Source organism: Vibrio sp. Vb2131 (assembly GCF_033338535.1).
Taxonomy (GTDB): Bacteria; Pseudomonadota; Gammaproteobacteria; order Enterobacterales; family Vibrionaceae; genus Vibrio; species Vibrio alginolyticus.
This window is the reverse complement of the sequence record NZ_JAWOSW010000003.1, coordinates 1-20167: the sequence shown is the minus strand read 5'-3', so window position 1 is coordinate 20167 and position 20167 is coordinate 1. Positions and strand designations below refer to the sequence as shown.

The 20167-nt window shown below is 45.4% G+C and carries 23 protein-coding genes and 2 tRNA genes; 20 read left to right on the top strand and 5 right to left on the bottom strand.

The annotated features are described in order from the left end of the window. The first annotated feature begins 134 nt into the window (after positions 1–134). The 8 genes from metK to ruvX all read left to right on the top strand — a co-directional run bounded on the left by metK (position 135) and on the right by ruvX (position 6860). Positions 135–1289: a methionine adenosyltransferase gene (gene metK / locus R7E38_RS04165; RefSeq protein ID WP_005381027.1), complete on the top strand. Its 1155-nt coding sequence runs from the start codon at positions 135–137 to the stop codon at positions 1287–1289. Between the two features lie 400 nt (positions 1290–1689). Next, positions 1690–2487 carry a DUF2189 domain-containing protein gene (locus tag R7E38_RS04160; protein WP_005381026.1) on the top strand — a complete coding sequence of 266 codons (798 nt, stop codon included), beginning with the start codon at positions 1690–1692 and terminating at the stop codon, positions 2485–2487. A 67-nt stretch (positions 2488–2554) separates the two neighbouring features. Then, the gene (locus tag R7E38_RS04155) at positions 2555–3052 is read left to right on the top strand and encodes a SprT family zinc-dependent metalloprotease (protein WP_226083684.1); all 498 of its coding nucleotides are present in this window, start codon (positions 2555–2557) and stop codon (positions 3050–3052) included. A 150-nt stretch (positions 3053–3202) separates the two neighbouring features. Then, positions 3203–3898 (top strand): deoxyribonuclease I, encoded by a 696-nt coding sequence (gene endA, locus R7E38_RS04150; RefSeq protein ID WP_054577165.1) that lies wholly within the window; start codon positions 3203–3205, stop codon positions 3896–3898. Positions 3899–4011: 113 nt separating this feature from the next. Continuing rightward, complete coding sequence (rsmE, locus tag R7E38_RS04145; protein WP_005381022.1) at positions 4012–4743, top strand: 16S rRNA (uracil(1498)-N(3))-methyltransferase; 732 nt, start codon at positions 4012–4014, stop codon at positions 4741–4743. Positions 4744–4756: 13 nt separating this feature from the next. Beyond that, positions 4757–5707: a glutathione synthase gene (gene gshB, locus R7E38_RS04140; RefSeq protein WP_005381021.1), complete on the top strand. Its 951-nt coding sequence runs from the start codon at positions 4757–4759 to the stop codon at positions 5705–5707. Positions 5708–5835: 128 nt separating this feature from the next. Further along, positions 5836–6399: a YqgE/AlgH family protein gene (locus tag R7E38_RS04135; protein WP_005381020.1), complete on the top strand. Its 564-nt coding sequence runs from the start codon at positions 5836–5838 to the stop codon at positions 6397–6399. A 35-nt stretch (positions 6400–6434) separates the two neighbouring features. Next, positions 6435–6860, top strand: coding sequence for a Holliday junction resolvase RuvX (gene ruvX / locus R7E38_RS04130; RefSeq protein ID WP_053304143.1), 426 nt, complete (start codon positions 6435–6437; stop codon positions 6858–6860). Between the two features lie 61 nt (positions 6861–6921). Here ruvX and R7E38_RS04125 read toward each other — a convergent pair whose 3' ends face one another. Further along, the gene (locus R7E38_RS04125) at positions 6922–8028 is read right to left on the bottom strand and encodes a PilT/PilU family type 4a pilus ATPase (protein ID WP_149191715.1); all 1107 of its coding nucleotides are present in this window, start codon (positions 8026–8028) and stop codon (positions 6922–6924) included. Between the two features lie 30 nt (positions 8029–8058). Further along, positions 8059–9099, bottom strand: a complete 1041-nt coding sequence (locus tag R7E38_RS04120) for a type IV pilus twitching motility protein PilT (RefSeq protein WP_171346188.1) — start codon at positions 9097–9099, stop codon at positions 8059–8061. A 28-nt stretch (positions 9100–9127) separates the two neighbouring features. Between R7E38_RS04120 and R7E38_RS04115 the strand changes: the two genes are divergently transcribed. The 7 genes from R7E38_RS04115 (at position 9128) to hemW (ending at position 14185) form a co-directional block, all read left to right on the top strand. Next, entirely contained in the window at positions 9128–9829 is a 702-nt protein-coding gene (locus tag R7E38_RS04115; RefSeq protein ID WP_064354309.1) for a YggS family pyridoxal phosphate-dependent enzyme, read from the top strand. A gap of 159 nt (positions 9830–9988) precedes the next feature. Further along, entirely contained in the window at positions 9989–10807 is an 819-nt protein-coding gene (proC, locus tag R7E38_RS04110) for a pyrroline-5-carboxylate reductase (protein ID WP_042521294.1), read from the top strand. A gap of 52 nt (positions 10808–10859) precedes the next feature. Further along, positions 10860–11417 carry a YggT family protein gene (locus R7E38_RS04105; protein WP_005381012.1) on the top strand — a complete coding sequence of 186 codons (558 nt, stop codon included), beginning with the start codon at positions 10860–10862 and terminating at the stop codon, positions 11415–11417. Continuing rightward, complete coding sequence (yggU, locus tag R7E38_RS04100; protein ID WP_226083686.1) at positions 11417–11707, top strand: DUF167 family protein YggU; 291 nt, start codon at positions 11417–11419, stop codon at positions 11705–11707. Before R7E38_RS04105 ends, yggU begins: the two co-directional genes overlap by 1 nt. A 128-nt stretch (positions 11708–11835) precedes the next feature. Further along, positions 11836–12267, top strand: coding sequence for a DUF4426 domain-containing protein (locus tag R7E38_RS04095; protein WP_005381010.1), 432 nt, complete (start codon positions 11836–11838; stop codon positions 12265–12267). Between the two features lie 118 nt (positions 12268–12385). After that, on the top strand, positions 12386–12988 hold the full coding sequence (locus R7E38_RS04090; RefSeq protein ID WP_226083689.1) for an XTP/dITP diphosphatase: 603 nt from the start codon (positions 12386–12388) through the stop codon (positions 12986–12988). 18 nt (positions 12989–13006) lie between these two features. Beyond that, entirely contained in the window at positions 13007–14185 is a 1179-nt protein-coding gene (gene hemW / locus R7E38_RS04085; protein ID WP_226083691.1) for a radical SAM family heme chaperone HemW, read from the top strand. 90 nt (positions 14186–14275) lie between these two features. Here the strand turns inward: hemW and glsB are convergent, their stop codons facing one another. From glsB to trmB, 3 genes are all read right to left on the bottom strand, one after another. After that, complete coding sequence (gene glsB / locus R7E38_RS04080; RefSeq protein WP_005381007.1) at positions 14276–15196, bottom strand: glutaminase B; 921 nt, start codon at positions 15194–15196, stop codon at positions 14276–14278. A gap of 98 nt (positions 15197–15294) precedes the next feature. Beyond that, entirely contained in the window at positions 15295–16323 is a 1029-nt protein-coding gene (locus R7E38_RS04075) for a TRM11 family SAM-dependent methyltransferase (RefSeq protein ID WP_226083695.1), read from the bottom strand. Positions 16324–16340: 17 nt separating this feature from the next. After that, the gene (gene trmB, locus R7E38_RS04070; protein WP_005384506.1) at positions 16341–17060 is read right to left on the bottom strand and encodes a tRNA (guanosine(46)-N7)-methyltransferase TrmB; all 720 of its coding nucleotides are present in this window, start codon (positions 17058–17060) and stop codon (positions 16341–16343) included. A 203-nt stretch (positions 17061–17263) separates the two neighbouring features. Between trmB and mutY the strand changes: the two genes are divergently transcribed. The 5 genes from mutY (at position 17264) to R7E38_RS04045 (ending at position 20167) form a co-directional block, all read left to right on the top strand. After that, a complete protein-coding gene (gene mutY, locus R7E38_RS04065) occupies positions 17264–18340 on the top strand; it encodes an A/G-specific adenine glycosylase (RefSeq protein ID WP_017635575.1) in 1077 nt (358 codons plus the stop codon). 19 nt (positions 18341–18359) lie between these two features. After that, positions 18360–18632 (top strand): oxidative damage protection protein, encoded by a 273-nt coding sequence (locus tag R7E38_RS04060; RefSeq protein ID WP_005381002.1) that lies wholly within the window; start codon positions 18360–18362, stop codon positions 18630–18632. Between the two features lie 77 nt (positions 18633–18709). Further along, the gene (gene mltC / locus R7E38_RS04055) at positions 18710–19849 is read left to right on the top strand and encodes a membrane-bound lytic murein transglycosylase MltC (protein ID WP_226083697.1); all 1140 of its coding nucleotides are present in this window, start codon (positions 18710–18712) and stop codon (positions 19847–19849) included. Between the two features lie 100 nt (positions 19850–19949). After that, positions 19950–20025 (top strand) — tRNA-Phe (locus R7E38_RS04050). Between the two features lie 66 nt (positions 20026–20091). Continuing rightward, positions 20092–20167: transfer RNA gene (locus R7E38_RS04045), tRNA-Thr, on the top strand.

Sequence of the window (20167 nt, the reverse complement as noted above, 5' to 3'; positions counted from 1 at the left end):
AAAAAGAGCTTGTAATTCGAGCAATCAAATTTAGAATAGACGTCTAGATGTAGATACACCTACAAAAATTAGTATTAATTTGCGCTGGAGAGTTTATCATTCCCCAGTTTTAAACCAGATATAGTGGAGCTAACATGGCTAAGCACCTGTTTACTTCTGAGTCAGTATCAGAAGGTCATCCAGATAAAATTGCAGACCAGATTTCTGATGCGGTTCTTGACGCGATTCTAGAGCAAGATCCAAAGGCTCGTGTTGCATGTGAGACTTACGTTAAAACCGGTATGGTAATGGTGGGTGGTGAAATCACGACTTCAGCATGGGTAGACATCGAAGAGTTAACTCGTGAAACCGTTCGTGAAATCGGCTACGTACATTCAGATATGGGCTTTGACGCAGATTCTTGTGCGGTACTAAACACAATCGGTAAACAGTCGCCAGATATCAACCAAGGTGTTGATAAAGCTGACCCTAAAGAACAAGGTGCAGGCGACCAAGGCATCATGTTTGGTTACGCTTGTAACGAAACTGAAGTACTAATGCCAGCGCCAATTACTTACTCTCACCGTCTTGTTCAAAAGCAAGCAGAAGTTCGTAAAAACGGCACACTACCTTGGTTGCGTCCTGATGCAAAATCTCAGGTAACATTCCAATACGATCAAGGTAACATCGTTGGTATCGACGCGGTTGTTCTTTCAACTCAACACTGTGATTCAATCTCAACTTCAGACCTGCGTGAAGCGGTAATGGAAGAGATCATTAAGCCAGTGCTACCTTCTGAGTGGATCAACAAAGAAACAAACTTCTTCATTAATCCAACCGGTCGCTTCGTAATCGGTGGTCCTATGGGTGACTGTGGTCTAACTGGTCGTAAGATCATCGTAGATACCTACGGCGGCGCAGCTCGTCACGGTGGCGGTGCGTTTTCTGGTAAAGATCCATCAAAAGTTGACCGTAGTGCAGCATACGCAGCACGCTACGTAGCGAAAAACATCGTAGCGGCAGGCATGGCTGACCGTTGTGAGATCCAACTTTCTTACGCAATCGGTGTTGCTGATCCAACGTCTATCATGGTGGAAACGTTCGGTACTGAGAAAGTATCTCACGACATCATCATTGAAGCGGTTCGTCAATTCTTCGACCTACGTCCATACGGTCTACAAGAAATGCTTAACCTTCTTCAACCTATCTACAAGAAGACAGCGGCTTACGGTCACTTCGGTCGTGAAGAATTCCCGTGGGAAGCAACAGACAAAGCTGCACTTCTACGCGATTTCGCTGGCATCAAATAATCAAGCCAAGCAAGAATCAATCAAGCCCTCGCCTATGGTGGGGCTTTTTATTTTCAGCAACTTTTATCCAGCCATTTCGGCTCATACCGCCCTGCCCCACAAAGCAGTCCTATTTCTCCCTCATTTTTATACCGAATAAATTTTAAGCAATTATTTGTAAATTATCCCATCTCCGCCAATAGTTAAAATATTGTTAACTCCAATTTAAATAGAGACGTCGGATGCTGGCGACTGTGGAAGCAACACTTAAGTAAAGACATGAGTCGGCATCTTTATGGCCGATACCAAACTAAGCCAATGCTCAGATGTAAACTTGAAAAAGTCGCTTCAAGTTTGACTGAACAAAAACCGCTGTCAGTTGGTATAAGCGGATAATGTGGGAATAAATCAAGGAGGAGTTATGCCTCGAACTGTTAATCCATCGGACTTCCACAACAAGCGAAAGGAAGTGCCAGACAACGAATACGCCAGAACCATACCGTGCAATACGGTTAATCTTTCTGCACCTTTTCATTGGCTCGCATTAGGTCTGCATGATTTCGTGCGAATGCCGCTTATTAGTGCTTTCTATGGCATCTGTTTTATGGCAGCTGCAATAGGCATTGTTTTGCTCGTACAGTGGCAAGGCACACACTTGGTCGTCATGCCCAGTTTGATTGTTTACATGTTAATCGGTCCGTTTCTCGCGCTCGGCTTGTATGATGCCAGTTGGGAGAGAGAGCGCGGACACAAAGCAAGCTTGTTCCATTCAATGAAAGCGATCGGTCGTAACTCAACATCTCAATGGGCGTTCGCCGTGTTACTCGCAGTGTGTATGATATTTTGGATGCGCATTGCCGCTCTACTTCATGCACTCTACCCTTCTGTTCAAGGGGCACCTTTAAGTGAGTTCCTACCCTTCCTTGTCATCGGCTCTTTAGTTGGCTTTGTTTTGGCTTGTGTGGTGTTTAGCATTTCAGCCTTTTCTATTCCGCTCATGATGGAGCGTCGCGTAGACATGATGACCGCTGTGTTTACCAGCTTTAATGCCGTGAAATCCAACATTCCAGCAATGATTGTTTGGGCAGCGATCATCTGTGGCGGTATTCTTATCGGCTTTGCGACCTACGGGATCGGAATGTTGTTTACCATGCCAATTCTAGGCTACGGTACATGGCACGCTTACCATGCCACCATCAAGAAAAAACACACACCATAATTAACTGATGCTATGATCTGGCCCTCGCAATGCGGGGGCTTTTTTATTTGATTTATCGAGGTGAATTGTGGATATAGAACTCAGCTATAAAGCCAAGCAAGTGATGGCGGGATGTATCGCGATGGCGGAACAAGCTTTCAAACGTTCTTTCCCGATTCCAACAATCACCTTCGACGTCCGTGGGAAAGCGGCAGGAAAAGCCTACCTTCAATTAAATCAAGTACGCCTAAACCCTGTTTTATTTCGCGAAAACACCCAAGCATTCTTAGATGAAGTCATTCCTCATGAAATAGCACACCTGATTACTTATCAGGTTTACGGGCGAGTTAGGCCTCACGGTAAAGAATGGAAAGGCGTCATGGAAGCCGTATTTAACGTACCAGCCAAAACCACTCACAGCTTTGAAGTAAAATCCGTTCAAGGTAAAACCTTTGAGTATCGTTGTGGTTGTATGACCTACCCTCTATCGATTCGCCGTCATAATAAAGTGCTGCGCAAAGAGGCGACGTACTCTTGTCAAAAATGCCGCCAACCACTTAACTTCACCGGCATTCAATTATCGTAGCCCTTACCTCATAGTGTTACTTGCGTTCCCAAAACAAAGATCGAGTTGATCAAAACCTTCCCTTCGCCACTTATTGTTAACTTACTCATCACTAAAGCTATTTTATGCGTGTTATCATGAATAAAGCCATACTTTATAAAGACTTTTATCATGAAATACTTATTCTCTCTGTTGCTTATCGCGCTTTCTAGCACTGCGATTGCCGCGCCACCGAGCTCATTCTCTGCAGCCAAACGTGAGGCGGTCAAAATTTATCAAGACCATCCAACAAGCTTCTACTGTGGCTGTAACATTCAATGGCAAGGCAAGAAAGGCTTACCCGATTTAGCCTCTTGCGGCTACCAAGTCCGTAAACAAGAAAAACGGGCTGCACGAATCGAATGGGAGCACGTTGTTCCTGCGTGGCAATTTGGCCACCAGCGTCAATGCTGGCAAGATGGCGGACGTAAAAACTGTAAGAAAAAAGACGAAACTTTTCGTTTGATGGAAGCAGACTTGCACAACCTAACTCCTGCTATTGGTGAAGTAAACGGTGACCGTTCGAACTACAACTTCAGCCAATGGAACGGTATGGATGGCGTAAGTTATGGTCGCTGTGAGATGCAAGTGAACTTTAAGCAGCGTAAAGTCATGCCACCAGACCGTGCGCGTGGCTCAATTGCTCGCACCTATCTATACATGAGCAAAGAGTACGGTTTCAAACTGTCGAAGCAGCAAACGCAATTAATGAGTGCTTGGAACAAAACCTATCCTGTCGATAAATGGGAATGTGAGCGTGACGAGCGCATTGCAAAAGTACAGGGCAATCACAACCCATTTGTTCAAGAAGCCTGCCGCGCACTGTAACCTCCGACCTCGAAGCGTTTCAATTACTGATATTGAAACGCTTCTTGCCCCTTGTTTTTTCGGTGCAAAGCATCCATGTTAGGGTTTAAGTTTATTCTCTTGCTGGAAATCTCATGCGTACCCCTCGAATTTATCATCCAGAAACCATTCATCAACTTGGCTCACTTGCTTTAAGTGACGACGCAGCAGGCCATATCGGTCGTGTTTTGCGCATGAAAGAAGGCCAAGACGTTCTCCTTTTTGACGGCAGTGGCGCAGAGTTCCCAGCGGTTATCAGTGACGTCAGCAAGAAATCAGTTTTGGTTAACATCACCGAGCGCTTAGAAAACAATATTGAATCCCCTCTAGATCTGCACCTTGGTCAAGTCATTTCACGTGGCGATAAGATGGAGTTCACCATCCAAAAGTCTGTTGAACTTGGCGTCAATACCATCACTCCTCTGATTTCTGAACGTTGTGGCGTCAAGCTTGACCAAAAGCGTTTTGAGAAAAAACTCGCGCAATGGCAGAAAATCGCCATCAGTGCCTGTGAGCAATGTGGGCGTAATGTCGTGCCCGAAATTCGTCCAATTATGAGCTTGGAAGAGTGGTGTAAAGAAGAGTACGATGGTTTAAAGCTTAACCTTCACCCTCGTGCTAAATACTCAATCAACACTTTGCCAACCCCGGTTGAAAAAGTGCGCCTACTGATCGGTCCTGAAGGCGGTTTATCGTCTGAAGAAATCGAGATGACTCGAGAATACCAATTTGAAGAAACGCTACTCGGCCCTCGCGTTCTGCGTACCGAAACAGCGGCTCTGACAGCAATTACAGCCTTACAAGTTCGTTTCGGCGATCTTGGTTAAACGGAGAAAAATAATGATCAAACTCGGTATCGTAATGGACCCAATCTCGTCCATTAACATCAAAAAAGACTCTAGCTTTGCCATGATGCTTGAAGCGCAACGACGCGGCTATGAAATCCACTACATGGAAATGAATGATCTGCATCTCGATCAAGGCGTTGCCATTGCAGATACTAAAGTGGTAGAACTAAAAGAAGATCCAAACGGTTGGTACGAGTTCAAATCAGAGCAAACTATCGAACTGTCTGAGCTAGACGCGGTGCTAATGCGTAAAGATCCTCCGTTTGATACTGAATACATCTACGCGACTTACATCCTTGAGCGTGCAGAAGAACAAGGTGCACTGATCGTTAACAAGCCTCAAAGCTTACGTGATTGTAACGAAAAGCTGTTTACAGCATGGTTCCCAGAGCTGACACCTACAACGATCGTGACGCGAAAAGCAGAGAAAATTAAAGAATTTCGTGAAAAACATGGTGATGTCATCCTGAAACCGCTTGATGGTATGGGTGGCGCGTCCATCTTCCGTGTAAAAGAAAACGATCCAAACGTCTCTGTAATCATCGAGACATTGACTAACCACGGTCAAAACTACGCAATGGCACAAACCTTCGTGCCAGACATCAGCAACGGTGACAAACGTATCCTAGTGGTAGATGGCGAACCTATGCCTTACTGTCTAGCACGCATTCCTGCTAAAGGCGAAACGCGCGGCAACCTAGCCGCTGGTGGTACTGGTGAAGCTCGTCCGCTAAGCGAAACCGACCTCAAAATTGCGCAAACCGTTGCCCCGACACTGAAAGAAAAAGGCCTTATCTTTGTTGGCCTTGACGTAATTGGCGACAAGCTAACAGAAATCAACGTCACCAGCCCAACCTGTATTCGCGAAATTGAAGCAGCTTTTGATATCTCAATCACAGGCAAGCTGATGGATGCGATTGAGCGTCGAGTAAAAGGCGAATAACTCAAACTGTATTACAGTTAATAGAGAGCGTAGTACATTAACTTAAGCAAACTCATGCACATACCTAGATGATAAACTGTATGATGTTTGCTTAAGGGCATTTACGAGAGTTAAGGGTCAGTATGAGTATGAATCTCACAAATCACTTTTTGGTTGCCATGCCTGGGATGAAAGATCCGTACTTTCAAAACAGCGTGATCTACGTTTGTGAGCACAACGAAGACGGCGCTATGGGGCTGATGATCAATGCTCCTGTTGATATCACCGTCGGCAACATGCTCAAGCAGGTGGAAGTTCAGCCAGTACACCCGCGCCTATTTGAAGCCAGTCTAGATAGACCAGTCTACAATGGCGGCCCAATCTCGGAAGATCGTGGTTTTATTTTGCATAAACCCAAAGATTACTACGAGTCCAGCGTCCAAATGACCGACGACCTCGCGGTAACCACTTCGCGAGATATTCTTTCGGTGTTAGGAACAGAAGCAGAACCAAGTGATTACCTAGTGGCACTTGGCTACTCCGGTTGGAGTGCAGGCCAATTAGAAAGTGAGCTGGTCGAAAACTCTTGGCTCACCATTGAAGCGACGCCTGAAATTATCTTTAATACACCAATCAACGAGCGTTGGAAGAAAGCGGTCGAAAAGCTGGGCATCGACCCAAGTCACCTTTCAGCAGACTCTGGACATGCTTAGTCCAAATATACAGTTACATTAGATAGAGACACCTTATGTCACGCACAATTATGGCTTTTGACTTTGGAACCAAAAGCATTGGTAGCGCTATTGGCCAAGAAATTACTGGTACAGCTTCCCCATTAAAAGCCTTTAAAGCCAATGACGGTATTCCAAACTGGGACGATATAGAAAAGCAAATCAAAGAGTGGCAACCAGATTTGCTAGTGGTCGGTTTACCGACCGATCTGCATGGTAAAGACCTTGAGACCATAACCCCTCGTGCACGAAAATTTGCTAAGCGTCTGCAAGGCCGATACGGATTGCCTGTTGAACTGCATGATGAGCGTTTATCTACTGCAGAAGCTCGTGCGGAGTTGTTCAGCATGGGCGGCTATAAAGCCCTATCGAAAGGTAATGTTGACTGCCAGTCAGCAGTGGTGATTCTAGAAAGCTGGTTTGAAGCCCTTTGGGATGAGTAAACACTTCAAGCACAATGAAAAAAGGTTGGCTCCTGCCAACCTTTTTTGTTTCTGGATTGGATTAATCCATATCGATCTTAACGTTCGCCAAACTGCCCGTAGAGAATGCTTCACCACGCTGCGTTTTCAACATCAAGCGCAGATCATTTGCCGAGTCGGCACTATGTAGTGCATCCTCTTCGCTGATCTTACCTTGCATCACTAACTTATAGAGAGATTGATCGAACGTCAGCATACCAAACTCATTTGAGCGAGCCATGGTTGACTTCAACTCATGTAAATCTCCGCGACGAATCAAATCCGACACACGTGGGCTATTTAGCAAGATCTCAAATACACCATGACGTCCCTGCCCATTTTTATCTCGGATCAACTGCTGACCAACCACGCCTTTTAGGTTCATCGACAAATCGAACAAGAATTGTTCTTTTTGATCTTTCGGTACCAAGTGAAGAATGCGCTCTAAAGCTTGGTTGGCATTATTGGCGTGCAACGTTGCCATACACAGGTGACCCGTTTCGGCGAAGGTCATCGCGTATTCCATTGTTTCACGGCTACGGATCTCACCAATCAAAATCATATCTGGTGCTTGGCGCAGCGAGTTTTTAAGCGCAACTTCATAGCTTTCCGTATCTAACCCAACTTCGCGTTGAGTCACGATACAGCGCTTGTGTTCATGCACGAATTCGATCGGATCTTCGACCGTCAAAATGTGCCCGGTTTTATTGCTGTTTCGATAGCCTGTCATCGCCGCCATGGTGGTCGATTTACCCGATCCAGTAGCACCGACCACCAGCACCAAACCACGCTTAGCTATCGCCAAATCTTGCAACACTAACGGTAACTTTAACTGCTCAAAAGTAGGAATATTGGTTTCAATACGACGAATCACTGCGCCTGGTAACTCGCGTTGAAAAAAGGCACTCACACGGAAGCGACCACAATCTCTCACAATGGCAAAATTCGACTCGCGACTTTTACGAAAGTCCTGACGCCGATCTGGTTCCATAGCGCTATCGAGTAATGCAGCCACATCACTCTCGGTGAGTTTTTCCCCTTGCGGACGCAATTCGCCATCCACACGAAATAGAATTGGCGCTCCAACCGTGATGTAAAGATCCGACGCTTTCAGCGCCAGCATGCCTTCGAGAAATTTATCTAGATCCATCTTCCGTATTCACCATTATCTGTATGAACGTTACGAGAATTGCTGCACTTCTAATCCGATCTTACTATCGACCTCTTCACGAGCAACCATGCCTTGCGCCATTAACTGACGAGCATTTTGCTCCATGGTTTGCATGCCGTGAGCCGCACCTGTTTGAATAATCGAATACATCTGCGCGACTTTGTCTTCGCGGATCAAGTTACGAATCGCAGGCGTTGCCATCATAATTTCATGGCATGCAATACGGCCACCACCGTTACGCTTCAGAAGCTTTTGCGCGATAACCGAACGAAGGGACTCAGATAGCATCGAGCGAACCATATCTTTATCACTACCAGGAAACACATCGATAATACGGTCAATGGTTTTTGCCGCCGAGCTGGTGTGCAACGTCCCGAAAACTAAGTGACCCGTTTCTGCCGCCGTTAAGGCAAGGCTGATGGTTTCTTTGTCACGCATCTCACCAACCAGAATAACGTCTGGGTCTTCGCGCAATGCACTACGCAAAGCATTTTGGAAACTATGGGTGTCACGGTGAACTTCACGCTGGTTGATCAAACATTTATTGTTGCTGTGAACAAATTCAATCGGATCTTCAATTGTGAGTACGTGCTTGTTGTGATTACGGTTAATGTAGTCAACAATGGCTGCTAAGGTCGTCGATTTACCTGAACCTGTTGGGCCAGTGACCAGAACTAAGCCTTTTTCAGCGTTCGCAATTTTTTTGAAGATCTCTGGCGCTTCTAGCTCTTCCAGAGTTGGAATGCTACTTGGAATGGTACGGAATACTGCCGCACAACCGCGAGATTGGTTGAAAGCGTTGACACGGAAACGGCCAACGTTATGCAACTCAAAAGAGAAATCGACTTCGAGTTTTTCTTCGAACTCACTGCGTTGGGCATCGTTCATGATTTCGAAAACCAAACGATGTACTTCTTGGTGTGTAAACGCTGGAATGCCTAGTTTTCTCACATCCCCATCAATACGAACCATTGGTGGGACACCTGCAGAAAGATGTAGATCCGAGGCATTATGTTTTACACTAAAATCCAGTAACTCAGTGATATCCATTTAAAATCCTTAAGTCTAAAGTACAGCTATGAGTAGTATTCAACAAAATATTGAACATATCACCTCTCAAATTCGATATGACGAGCAAAAATGTGGTCGAACTCCAGAGTCAGTGCAACTTCTAGCGGTAAGCAAAACTAAACCTGTCGAGGCAATTCTCGAAGCCTACCGAGCGGGACAAACCGCCTTTGGTGAAAACTACGTCCAAGAGGGCGTCAGTAAAGTTCAGCACTTTGCCGAGCATTATCCAGATAATCGAATCGAATGGCACTTCATTGGCCCGATTCAGTCGAATAAATCGCGACTTGTTGCCGAACATTTCGATTGGGTTCACACCATCGATCGAACCAAGATTGCTCAACGCCTGAATGATCAGCGTCCAAGCGAACTTAAACCGCTACAAGTTCTGATTCAGGTTAACACCAGTGGTGAGGCATCTAAGTCTGGTGTCACTGAAGCGGAAGTATTCGAGCTGGCGGAGTTGATTTCTCGCCTACCCAACCTCACTTTAAGAGGGTTGATGTCGATTCCTGCCAACGTGTCTGACTACGAATCACAACTCCATGAATTTCAGAAGTTGGCTACGTTGAAGCAAACACTCGAAGCACAGTTCCCAGAAATCGATACATTATCAATGGGAATGAGTGGTGATATGACCGCTGCAATCGAAGCTGGTAGTACAATGGTTCGTATTGGAACCGCTATTTTCGGCGCACGAGACTACAGCTAAATCAACAAAACGCTCACTCGCGACATAAGTTATGTCGCCAATCGTTAGAGCGTAAATGCGCAATCATCTTACTCGCCAATAGGAGCAGTAAGTAACAGCGGCGCCATTATACACCTGAGCGCACAACAAATTCTAAATATCATGATGGAAATCAGACAAATGGAACATAAAAAAATCGCCTTCATTGGTGCTGGCAACATGGTGAGAGCCATTGTTTCCGGCTTGGTTGCTAACGGATACCCAGCGCAAAACATTACCGCGACGGCTCCTTCAGAGGCTCGCCGCCTTCTGCTAGAACAAGATTTTGGCATCCGAACCACCAGCGATAACATCCAAGCTGCGACCGAGGCGGATGTGGTGGTATTGTCTGTAAAACCGCAAATGATGGCGGATGTCTGTAAACCACTGCAATCGATCGATTTCACTAATAAACTGGTGATTTCTATTGCCGCAGGCATCAACTGTTCACGATTGGATGATATGCTAGCCACCAAATTGAACTTGGTTCGTGTTATGCCAAATACGCCATCACAACTTGGGTTGGGTATGAGTGGTTTATTCGCACCAACTCATGTAACCGAGCACGACAAAGCTTTTGCCGCAGAGTTAATGGAATCGGTCGGTAAAGTATGCTGGGTTGAGCAAGAGTCTGGCATCAATAATGTGATTGCCGCAGCGGGCAGTGCTCCAGCATACTTCTTCCTGTTTATGGAAGCGATGCAAGCAGAAGCGATTGAGCAAGGCTTTGATAAAGAGACCGCTCGACTATTGGTTCAGCAAGCTGCACTGGGCGCGGCCAGTATGGTGGTTAGCAACCCAGAAACTGAGCTATCGACCCTGCGTGAGAACGTAACTTCGAAAGGTGGGACAACGGCAGAAGCACTGCGTACATTCAACGAACATCAACTTTCAGATATTGTCGCTAAAGCCATGCAAGCTGCTGTGGCTCGCGCGGAAGAAATGGAAAAACTGTTTTAATTATTTGGATGAACTCCGTTTAGTATCATCCATCACTTGTTAAGGGTACCTTATGAATTCAATGAGTTTTCTCATCTCAACCCTATTTGACCTGTACATCATGGTCGTAATTTTGCGAATTTGGTTGCAAGCTGCGCGCGCAGACTTCTACAACCCATTCTCGCAATTCATAGTAAAAGCGACTCAGCCGGTCATTGGTCCATTGCGCCGCGTTATCCCTTCCGTGGGGAATATTGACCTAGCAACCGTGTTGTTTGCCTACGTGTTGTGTGTGCTTAAATTTGTCGTGCTTATCCTAATAGCTTCGAACGGTTCCGTCTCTTTCAGCGCTGACTTCTTATTCTTGGGCTTATTATCATTAATCAAAGCCGCAGGTGGCCTATTGTTCTGGGTACTATTGATCCGTGCAATTTTGAGCTGGGTAAGCCAAGGCCGCAGCCCTATCGAGTACGTATTCCATCAACTGACCGAGCCAATGTGCGCTCCAATCCGTCGTATTCTTCCGGCTATTGGTGGTCTTGATTTAAGCGTACTGGTGTTATTTATCGGCTTGCAGTTCGCGAACTTCTTAATGGGCGATATCATTGGTCCAATTTGGTTCCAGCTATAATGTCAGCTGCAATTTGGCAAGATGGTGAGGACATCATCCTGAAGCTCTATATTCAACCTAAAGCTAGCCGCGATAAAATCGTTGGCTTGCATGGTGAAGAGCTAAAAATCGCCATTACTGCTCCACCTGTCGATGGCAAAGCTAATGCACACCTAACTAAGTTCTTAGCCAAGCAGTTTAAAATCGCTAAGGGTTTGGTTCACATAGAAAAAGGTGAATTAGGACGGCACAAACAAATTCGGATAGAATCGCCTACCCAGATACCGACAGAAATTAAAGCCATCATATGATGGCTTTTTATTTACGATTTTGTACCACACTTACTAATACCAACGACTGAGTACGCATTTTTTACCCCCTGACCAAGGTAAAATTGCAGCTATGGTTGTTTTATAACAAGTGCTTTGAGGAAGTAACAATGAGCAAATGGATTACCGCATTACTGATTAGCCTGTTGTCGTTACCAAGCTTCGCCGATCAGTTTAAAAATATGAAAGATATCGAAGTACACTATGTCGCGTTTAACTCAACATTCCTAACACCCAAAGTCGCACGTAGCTACGATATCAAACGTAATGGATACCTCGCTGTGGTTAATATTAGCGTGTTAGATAGAGCTTCATTGGGTAAACCAGCATTAGAAGCAAAAATTGCTGGACGCGCGAAGAACCTTATCGGCCAAACTCAGACCTTGACCTTTCGTGAAGTCAAAGAAGGCAATGCGATATACTATTTAGCCGAACTACCAATTACCCACGAAGAAACTTTTACTTTCGATATTGACGTAAAAGCTGGAAACAAAGGCTCAGGTAAGCTTAAATTCACCCAGAAGTTTTATGTTGAAGAGTAATTGGGTTGTGATGTTCCAAAAGCTTTTGGATCTAAGCAGGCTAAAAACCACTTATTAGTTAAAGAATATCTAGAGGAGAACGATTTGTTCTCCTCTATCACTATTAAAAGAGATTCCCATGAAAAAAATTGTGCTAGCAACTGGTAACCAAGGCAAAGTTCGTGAAATGGCAGATTTATTGTCTGACTTCGGCTTTGAAGTATTAGCGCAAAGTGAATTCAATGTATCGGAAGTAGCTGAAACGGGTACAACTTTCATTGAAAACGCAATCATTAAAGCTCGCCATGCCGCACAAGAAACAGGGCTTCCTGCCATTGCAGACGACTCTGGATTAGAAGTCGATTTCTTAAAAGGCGCTCCGGGCATTTACTCTGCACGTTACGCAGGCGAGAGCGCATCTGATCAAGAGAATCTAGAAAAATTGCTAGCGGCAATGGAAGGCGTACCAGAAGCAGAGCGTACAGCACGTTTCCACTGTGTATTAGTCCTCATGCGTCACGAGAACGACCCAACGCCTATCGTCTGCCACGGTAAATGGGAAGGTCGCATTCTAACTGAAGCTCACGGTGGAAATGGTTTTGGCTACGACCCAATCTTCTTTGTTCCTGAAGACAACTGTGCGTCAGCCGAACTTGAACCTGCACGTAAAAAACAACTGTCTCACCGCGGTAAAGCGCTCAAGTCGTTGTTTGCTCAACTGTCTGAGCAAGTGTCTCAGTAATCACGAGCGAATTAGACCATGTTAACGCCCCCAGCACTCAGCTTGTATGTACACATCCCGTGGTGTGTGCAAAAGTGCCCGTATTGCGACTTTAACTCTCACGCGCTCAAAACCGAGATTCCAGAAGAAGAGTACATCAGTGCCCTTTTAGAAGATTTGGATACCGACATTGAGAAATACCGCCTTAACGAAGCGCCACGCCCACTGCATTCAATCTTCATTGGTGGTGGTACGCCGAGTTTGATTTCGGCAGAAGGCATCGAGCGTCTACTTAAGGGCATTGAAGCTCGTATTCCGTTCAAGCCTGAAATCGAAATAACCATGGAAGCGAACCCAGGCACCATCGAAGCAGAGCGTTTTGTTGGCTACCGTAAAGCTGGGGTAACGCGTATCTCTATCGGCGTGCAAAGCTTTGAGCAACAAAAGCTTGAGCGTTTGGGGCGTATTCACGGCCAAGACGAAGCCGTCAATGCTGCTAAGCTGGCGCACCAAATCGGTTTGAACAGTTTTAACCTCGATCTCATGCACGGCCTACCTGATCAAAGCATCGAACAAGCCTTGGCAGATTTGGACAAAGCGATTGAGTTGGCACCGCCGCACTTGTCTTGGTATCAGCTGACCATCGAACCAAACACCATGTTCTACTACAAGCCACCAACGCTACCTGACGATGATGACTTGTGGGATATTTTCGAGCTCGGACACCAAAAACTTGCAGCCGCGGGTTATGTGCAATATGAAATCTCCGGTTACAGCAAGCCGGGCTATCAGTGTCAGCACAACCTCAACTACTGGCGCTTTGGTGATTACCTTGGTATCGGTTGTGGCTCTCATGGCAAAATCAGTTTTACCGACGGACGTATTATTCGAACGACAAAGGTAAAACACCCGCGAGGCTATTTAGCGGCTTATCAAAATATGGTCAAACCTTATCTGCATACAGAACATGTCGTCGCGGATGAAGATCGTCCATTCGAGTTCTTTATGAACCGATTCCGCTTAATCGAAGCCTGTCCGAAGCAAGATTATGTGGACACCACGGGCTTACCGCTCAGTACGATTCAAGAAACCATCGACAGGGCGATAGAAATGGGCTACCTGAGTGAAACGCCTACCCACTGGCAAATTACTGAAAAAGGGAAGCTCTTCCTTAATGATTTGCTCGAAGCCTTTATGGCCGAAGAAAGCGAAGAGTAACGCAACCCCAAAACAAAAAAAGCCTCTCAATTGAGAGGCTTTTTATTTAGAAACAGTACCACCCTAAATAAGGTTGACACATTTCCAACATTAGAAAATTGAACGGCCAATTCGCTCTGAGAGCAGCTCAAGCGCCTTAGTACCAGCAAGCGAGTTACCTGAAGGATCAAGCTCTGGAGACCATACTGAAATGGTCATTTCACCAGGTACTACCGCAATAATGCCACCACCAACACCAGACTTACCAGGCATACCAACGCGATAAGCAAACTCGCCCGCGCCATCATACAAGCCACACGTTGCTAACAGTGCATTAAGTTGTTTGGTTTGCACAGGAGAAACTACAGGCTTACCCGTTTGTACCGATGTGCCCTTGTTTGCTAAATAGCTAAACGTTTTAGCCAAATCGACGCAACTCATCTTCAGCGCACAAGCGTGGAAGTAGTTTTGTAGTACTGGAATCACTTCATTTTCGAAGTTGCCAAACGAACGCATGAGATATGCAATCGCCGCATTACGATCACCATGCATCATTTCGGATGCCGCAACGACTTTGTCATACACAATATGGGTATCACCAGAAAGCTGACGCACAAATTCCAACAGGCGCTGACGAGGTGCAGATAAGCGAGTTTGTAACAAATCTGCCACTACTATCGCTCCAGCATTTATAAATGGATTACGAGGAATACCTTGCTCCATTTCTAGCTGGATTAGCGAATTAAATGCCTGTCCCGAAGGCTCTTTTCCCACTCGAGACCAAATTTCTTCTTGCTTGTACAAGCACATCGCTAACGTCAAGCTCAATGCTTTTGAAATAGATTGGATAGAGAAAGGTTCATCGGCATCACCCGCCTTAATAACCTCACCTTCGTTGGTGTATACCGCAATACCTAACTTGTTGCTGGGTACTTTTGCCAGAGCAGGAATGTAATCAGCCACTTTACCTTGGCCGATTAAAGGGCGTACTTCCGCCAAAATATCTGTCAAAATTTCCACTGTCGGTTTCATTCTCTACCTTCTATTTACAAGAGAACTCGTTGAGCTCAGAGGTAAAAAAAGCCAACGTGTCGTTGGCTTTTCCATAGGGTTCGTTCGACTCAAGTCGATTATGGTTTTACTGCCACAATAATATTGCGGTTGATAGATTGATCAACACGGTGAAGATAACCGATGTAAGGCTCTTCTGAAAGTACCTTCCAACCTTGCTCTTCAAATAATGCCGCGACATCTTTCCATTTCAATGTGAATTCATTGAAAGACAACACCACTGAACCTTGCTTTTTCAATACCACTTTCCATGCAGGCAGAGCCTCTTTTAAAAGCTCTAGTGGACTACGGTTCAGTTTGCTGTCCTTGGCATTTTTGCTGCCGTGCTGCACGCCATAAGGCAGATCAGACACCATCACATCAACTGAGTTCTTTTTCACGACTTGATCAGCGATACGAGTATCAGCCGAATACAGCTTCATAAACTGAAGATTGCCTTGGTTGTAATCTTCTTTATTTGCTGCAGCTTCAACCACGAAACCATCCGCCACTTTCTTGCCACCCGCAGTGCGCTTTTCTTTGCTCACTTTGTGCTTAAAGCGGCCATTCTTCATGAACTTAACAATAAAGGTCTGGATCTCTTGCACCCACTTGGCGTTGATCTCAACCCCTACCACGTTCAAACCGTGGATCAAGCCTTCAAATAAGGTTGTACCTTTACCACACATTGGATCCATTAAGGTCAGCTGTTCACTTCCCGTATTGGACGCACTAATGCCGATATTCACCATCAAACGGGTAAACTGCTCGTTTGTTTTCCCGGTGTAGCGCAAAATCTGGCTCATACTTTCCGGGAAAGTGTTAAATACGGGCGATTGAACTGGTCGAAGTAAACCATCTTCGCGCACTTCAAATAGCGCATAGTAAATCGAAGAGGCTGCGATTCTTCGCGCCTGCTCATCGGTTAGCGCTTCCTGACAAGAAAACACCAACGCAGCAGGTAAGCCAACGTCTTTACTACCAATTTCTGTCACATCCACGCCTTGTGAAGCTAAAATTGCTTTTAGCTCAGAACAGGCAATGGTTATTGCGCTATCAAAGTAAATTCGGTTATGACCCGGATTCGCTAATATCGCGTAATGGTACATCCCATGAACTCCTCTGGTTACGCAATACGCTTATATTTGATATCCCAAACACCGTGACCAAGACGGTGACCACGAGCTTCAAACTTCGTTAGCGGGCGATCGTCTGGACGAGGAACGAAATCACCATCTTTAGCAATGTTTTCGAAACCTGGCGCTTGGTTCATCACTTCAATCATGTGCTCTGCGTAGTTTTCCCAGTCGGTCGCCATGTGGAAAATACCTTCATTAGGGATAAGCTTCTCACGCACCATTTCCGCAAAACCTAATTGAACAATACGACGCTTGTGGTGACGCTTCTTATGCCAAGGGTCTGGGAAGAACAATTGCAGTGTCGATAAGCTGCCATTTGGGATCATGTGTTCGAATACTTCTACCGCATCGTGACACATTACACGCAGGTTAGTAATTCCCGCTTCGCGAGCATCGGCAAGACAAGCACCAACGCCTGGGCTATGAACTTCGATACCGATGAAGTTTTTCTCTGGCGCGTTCTTTGCCATTTCAACCAATGAAGCACCCATACCAAAACCGATCTCAAGCACTACTGGGTTATCGTTGCCAAACACCTCTTTCCAATCGAGAAGTTCAGCTTTGAAGTCAATACCCATCGTAGGCCAGCATTCATTCATCGCGCTCTCTTGACCTTTAGTCAAACGCCCTTCACGGCGTACAAAGCTGCGGATTTTGCGGATCAGCTTTCCGTCTTCGTTGTATTCGTTAGTGGTTACTTCACTCATTGATTTTGCCTGCACATTGATTAATCAAAGCGGGGATTATCCAAAGAATTTACTTAGGTGCAAGTATTTGTTGAGCTCTTGGTCTATGGCAACCCAAAAGCAACGAAACACCTCTTTATATCCCTACTGTTTATCCGTTGTACTTCTTGCCCATTATGTGGTGCAATTTTGCACCTAACCAATAATAGAATACAGAGCAAGTCGTGACACCTTTCGCCAGTGCCATCCTAGAATGGTATGACGCATATGGAAGAAAAGATCTTCCGTGGCAACAAAATAAGACCGCATACAGTGTCTGGTTGTCTGAAATTATGCTTCAGCAAACTCAGGTCACTACGGTTATTCCGTATTACCAACGTTTCTTGGAGCGCTTTCCAACCGTGATCGATCTTGCCAATGCTGAGCAAGATGAAGTCCTACACCTTTGGACTGGCTTAGGGTATTACGCCCGAGCCCGTAACCTTCACAAAGCAGCACAAGAGGTCGCCTCTACATACAATGGTGAGTTTCCTCTTGATATAGAGAAAATGAACGCCCTACCGGGGATTGGTCGCTCTACTGCTGCCGCCATTTTATCGTCTGTGTATAAACAACCACACGCGATTCTTGATGGTAACGTGAAGCGCACCCTATCCCGCTGTTTCGCAGTTGCAGGATGGCCAGGACAAAAAAAGGTTGAAAACCAGCTGTGGGAAATTGCCGAAACGCATACCCCACAAACGGATGTAGATAAGTATAACCAGGCAATGATGGACATGGGCGCAATGGTTTGCACTCGCAGCAAACCCAAATGTAGCCTCTGCCCTGTTGCTGACCTGTGTGTGGCAAAACAACAAGGTAATGTGCTCGACTACCCGGGCAAAAAACCGAAGAAAGATAAGCCAATCAAGCAAACTCGTTTCGTGATGCTTCACCACAACACCGAAAATGGTCATGAGGTGTGGTTGGAGCAAAGACCACAAACAGGCATTTGGGGTGGCTTATTCTGCTTCCCACAAACCGAACATGTGGATGCAGAAAGCGACATTGAATTGCTACTGGATCAACGCGGCATTCAAGCCAGCAATATCAAACAGAAGCAAACACTGATTACCTTTCGTCATACATTCAGCCATTACCACCTAGATATCACGCCAATTTTGATTGATTTATCAAAGCAACCGGACGTGATAATGGAAGGCAACAAAGGTCTTTGGTATAACTTATCTAAACCTGAAGAAGTCGGTTTAGCCGCGCCAGTAAAACTATTGCTGGAAACGCTACCCCACGAACTTCGTTAATTGAATACAAGGAGTCATTATGAGCCGCACTGTATTTTGTGCTCGACTAAAGAAAGAAGGCGAAGGTCTAGACTTTCAACTTTACCCTGGTGAACTAGGTAAACGCATTTTCGACAACATCTCGAAAGAAGCGTGGGCTCAGTGGCAACACAAACAAACCATGTTGATCAACGAGAAGAAACTCAACATGATGGATCCAGAACACCGCAAACTGATCGAAACAGAAATGGTAAATTTCCTCTTTGAAGGAAAAGACGTTCATATCGAAGGTTACACACCTCCGAGCGAATAAAGTCGCTTGAGTTAAACAATGACATCACAACCATTTGTGGTGTCATTTTTCTATTACCTTCAATAACTCTGATACTTATGAAAAAAATTGTCTTTATTGCTGCCGCACTTTTAATGGCAGGCTGTAGCCGTGAATTCGTCGAAAAGATTTATGACGTCAACTACGAGCCAACAAACCGTTTTGCCAATAACTTAGCTGAGCTACCAGGACAATTTGAAAAAGATACTGCGGCGCTAGATGCCTTAATCAATAGCTTTTCAGGCAATATTCAAAAGCGCTGGGGTAAAAAAGAGATCAAGTACGCTGGCAAGAGTAATTACGTTAAGTACATCGATAACTACCTTAGCCGCGCCGAGGTCGACTTTCGCAAAGGCGTGATCACGATAGAGACCGTATCACCGACCGATCCCCAAAAACACCTAAAAGACGCGATTGTCACCACCTTATTAACACCAGACGATCCCGCGCACGTCGACTTATTCTCCTCTAAAGGTATCACGTTAGAGGGGCAACCATTCCTGTATAAACAAGTTGTCGACCAAGACAATAAGCCAATTCAATGGTCTTGGCGGGCAAACCGATTTGCGGAATACCTCATCGCAAATAAAATAAAAACCAAAAATGTAGATTTCAAGAAAGCGTATTACGTCGAAATTCCCATGGTTGAAGACCACTTTTCAACTCGCAGCTACCAATACGCCGATATCGTGCGTCGAGCTTCCAAGAAATACGACATTCCAGAAGACTTGATATACGCCATTATTAAAACCGAGAGCAGTTTCAACCCATACGCGGTAAGTTGGGCAAATGCGTATGGCCTAATGCAAGTTGTACCTAAAACAGCGGGACGAGATGTGTTCAAACTCGTGAAAAAGCGCTCGGGCCAACCAAGCCCTGAATATTTGTTTAATCCAGAAAACAACATAGATACCGGTACTGCGTATTTCTATATCTTAAAAAATCGTTATTTAAGAGAAGTCCGCCACCCTACCTCTCTCGAGTACAGCATGATTTCAGCTTACAATGGCGGTACTGGAGGAGTTTTAAACACATTTCATCGCAGTGATCGCAAACGCGCAATGCAAGATCTTAATTCATTGCAACCCAACCAAGTTTATTGGGCGTTAACCAAGAAACACCCGAACGCAGAAGCGCGTCGCTACCTAGAAAAAGTTACAAATTTCAAAAAGGAATTTAACTCGAAGCAAACTTTGTAGTGACAGTTGAATAAAAAGCGTTCGAACAACCACTTTTTTGAAATTATTTAAAAAAAGTGGTTGACGCAACGCGGGAAAATCCGTTTAATAGCGCTCCGTTGCCCGGATAGCTCAGTCGGTAGAGCAGAGGATTGAAAATCCTCGTGTCGGTGGTTCGATTCCGCCTCCGGGCACCACAATTTGATTTGTCGGTGTCTTAACGAAATGTTATAACACGGACAAAAGTACGAAGAATAAAGTGTGCCGACTTAGCTCAGTAGGTAGAGCAACTGACTTGTAATCAGTAGGTCACCAGTTCGATTCCGGTAGTCGGCACCA

Coding starts and splice junctions, on each gene's coding strand:
- R7E38_RS04160 (WP_005381026.1), top strand. CDS start 1,690: ATGCCTCGAACTGTTAATCCATCGGACTTCCACAACAAGCGAAAGGAA.
- R7E38_RS04120 (WP_171346188.1), bottom strand. CDS start 9,099: ATGGATATCACTGAGTTACTGGATTTTAGTGTAAAACATAATGCCTCG.
- yggU (WP_226083686.1), top strand. CDS start 11,417: ATGTCAGCTGCAATTTGGCAAGATGGTGAGGACATCATCCTGAAGCTC.
- endA (WP_054577165.1), top strand. CDS start 3,203: ATGAAATACTTATTCTCTCTGTTGCTTATCGCGCTTTCTAGCACTGCG.
- mltC (WP_226083697.1), top strand. CDS start 18,710: ATGAAAAAAATTGTCTTTATTGCTGCCGCACTTTTAATGGCAGGCTGT.
- gshB (WP_005381021.1), top strand. CDS start 4,757: ATGATCAAACTCGGTATCGTAATGGACCCAATCTCGTCCATTAACATC.
- R7E38_RS04105 (WP_005381012.1), top strand. CDS start 10,860: ATGAATTCAATGAGTTTTCTCATCTCAACCCTATTTGACCTGTACATC.
- R7E38_RS04060 (WP_005381002.1), top strand. CDS start 18,360: ATGAGCCGCACTGTATTTTGTGCTCGACTAAAGAAAGAAGGCGAAGGT.
- R7E38_RS04115 (WP_064354309.1), top strand. CDS start 9,128: ATGAGTAGTATTCAACAAAATATTGAACATATCACCTCTCAAATTCGA.
- glsB (WP_005381007.1), bottom strand. CDS start 15,196: ATGAAACCGACAGTGGAAATTTTGACAGATATTTTGGCGGAAGTACGC.
- R7E38_RS04135 (WP_005381020.1), top strand. CDS start 5,836: ATGAATCTCACAAATCACTTTTTGGTTGCCATGCCTGGGATGAAAGAT.
- rsmE (WP_005381022.1), top strand. CDS start 4,012: ATGCGTACCCCTCGAATTTATCATCCAGAAACCATTCATCAACTTGGC.
- R7E38_RS04075 (WP_226083695.1), bottom strand. CDS start 16,323: ATGTACCATTACGCGATATTAGCGAATCCGGGTCATAACCGAATTTAC.
- ruvX (WP_053304143.1), top strand. CDS start 6,435: ATGTCACGCACAATTATGGCTTTTGACTTTGGAACCAAAAGCATTGGT.
- metK (WP_005381027.1), top strand. CDS start 135: ATGGCTAAGCACCTGTTTACTTCTGAGTCAGTATCAGAAGGTCATCCA.
- trmB (WP_005384506.1), bottom strand. CDS start 17,060: ATGAGTGAAGTAACCACTAACGAATACAACGAAGACGGAAAGCTGATC.
- R7E38_RS04090 (WP_226083689.1), top strand. CDS start 12,386: ATGAAAAAAATTGTGCTAGCAACTGGTAACCAAGGCAAAGTTCGTGAA.
- hemW (WP_226083691.1), top strand. CDS start 13,007: ATGTTAACGCCCCCAGCACTCAGCTTGTATGTACACATCCCGTGGTGT.
- proC (WP_042521294.1), top strand. CDS start 9,989: ATGGAACATAAAAAAATCGCCTTCATTGGTGCTGGCAACATGGTGAGA.
- R7E38_RS04095 (WP_005381010.1), top strand. CDS start 11,836: ATGAGCAAATGGATTACCGCATTACTGATTAGCCTGTTGTCGTTACCA.
- R7E38_RS04125 (WP_149191715.1), bottom strand. CDS start 8,028: ATGGATCTAGATAAATTTCTCGAAGGCATGCTGGCGCTGAAAGCGTCG.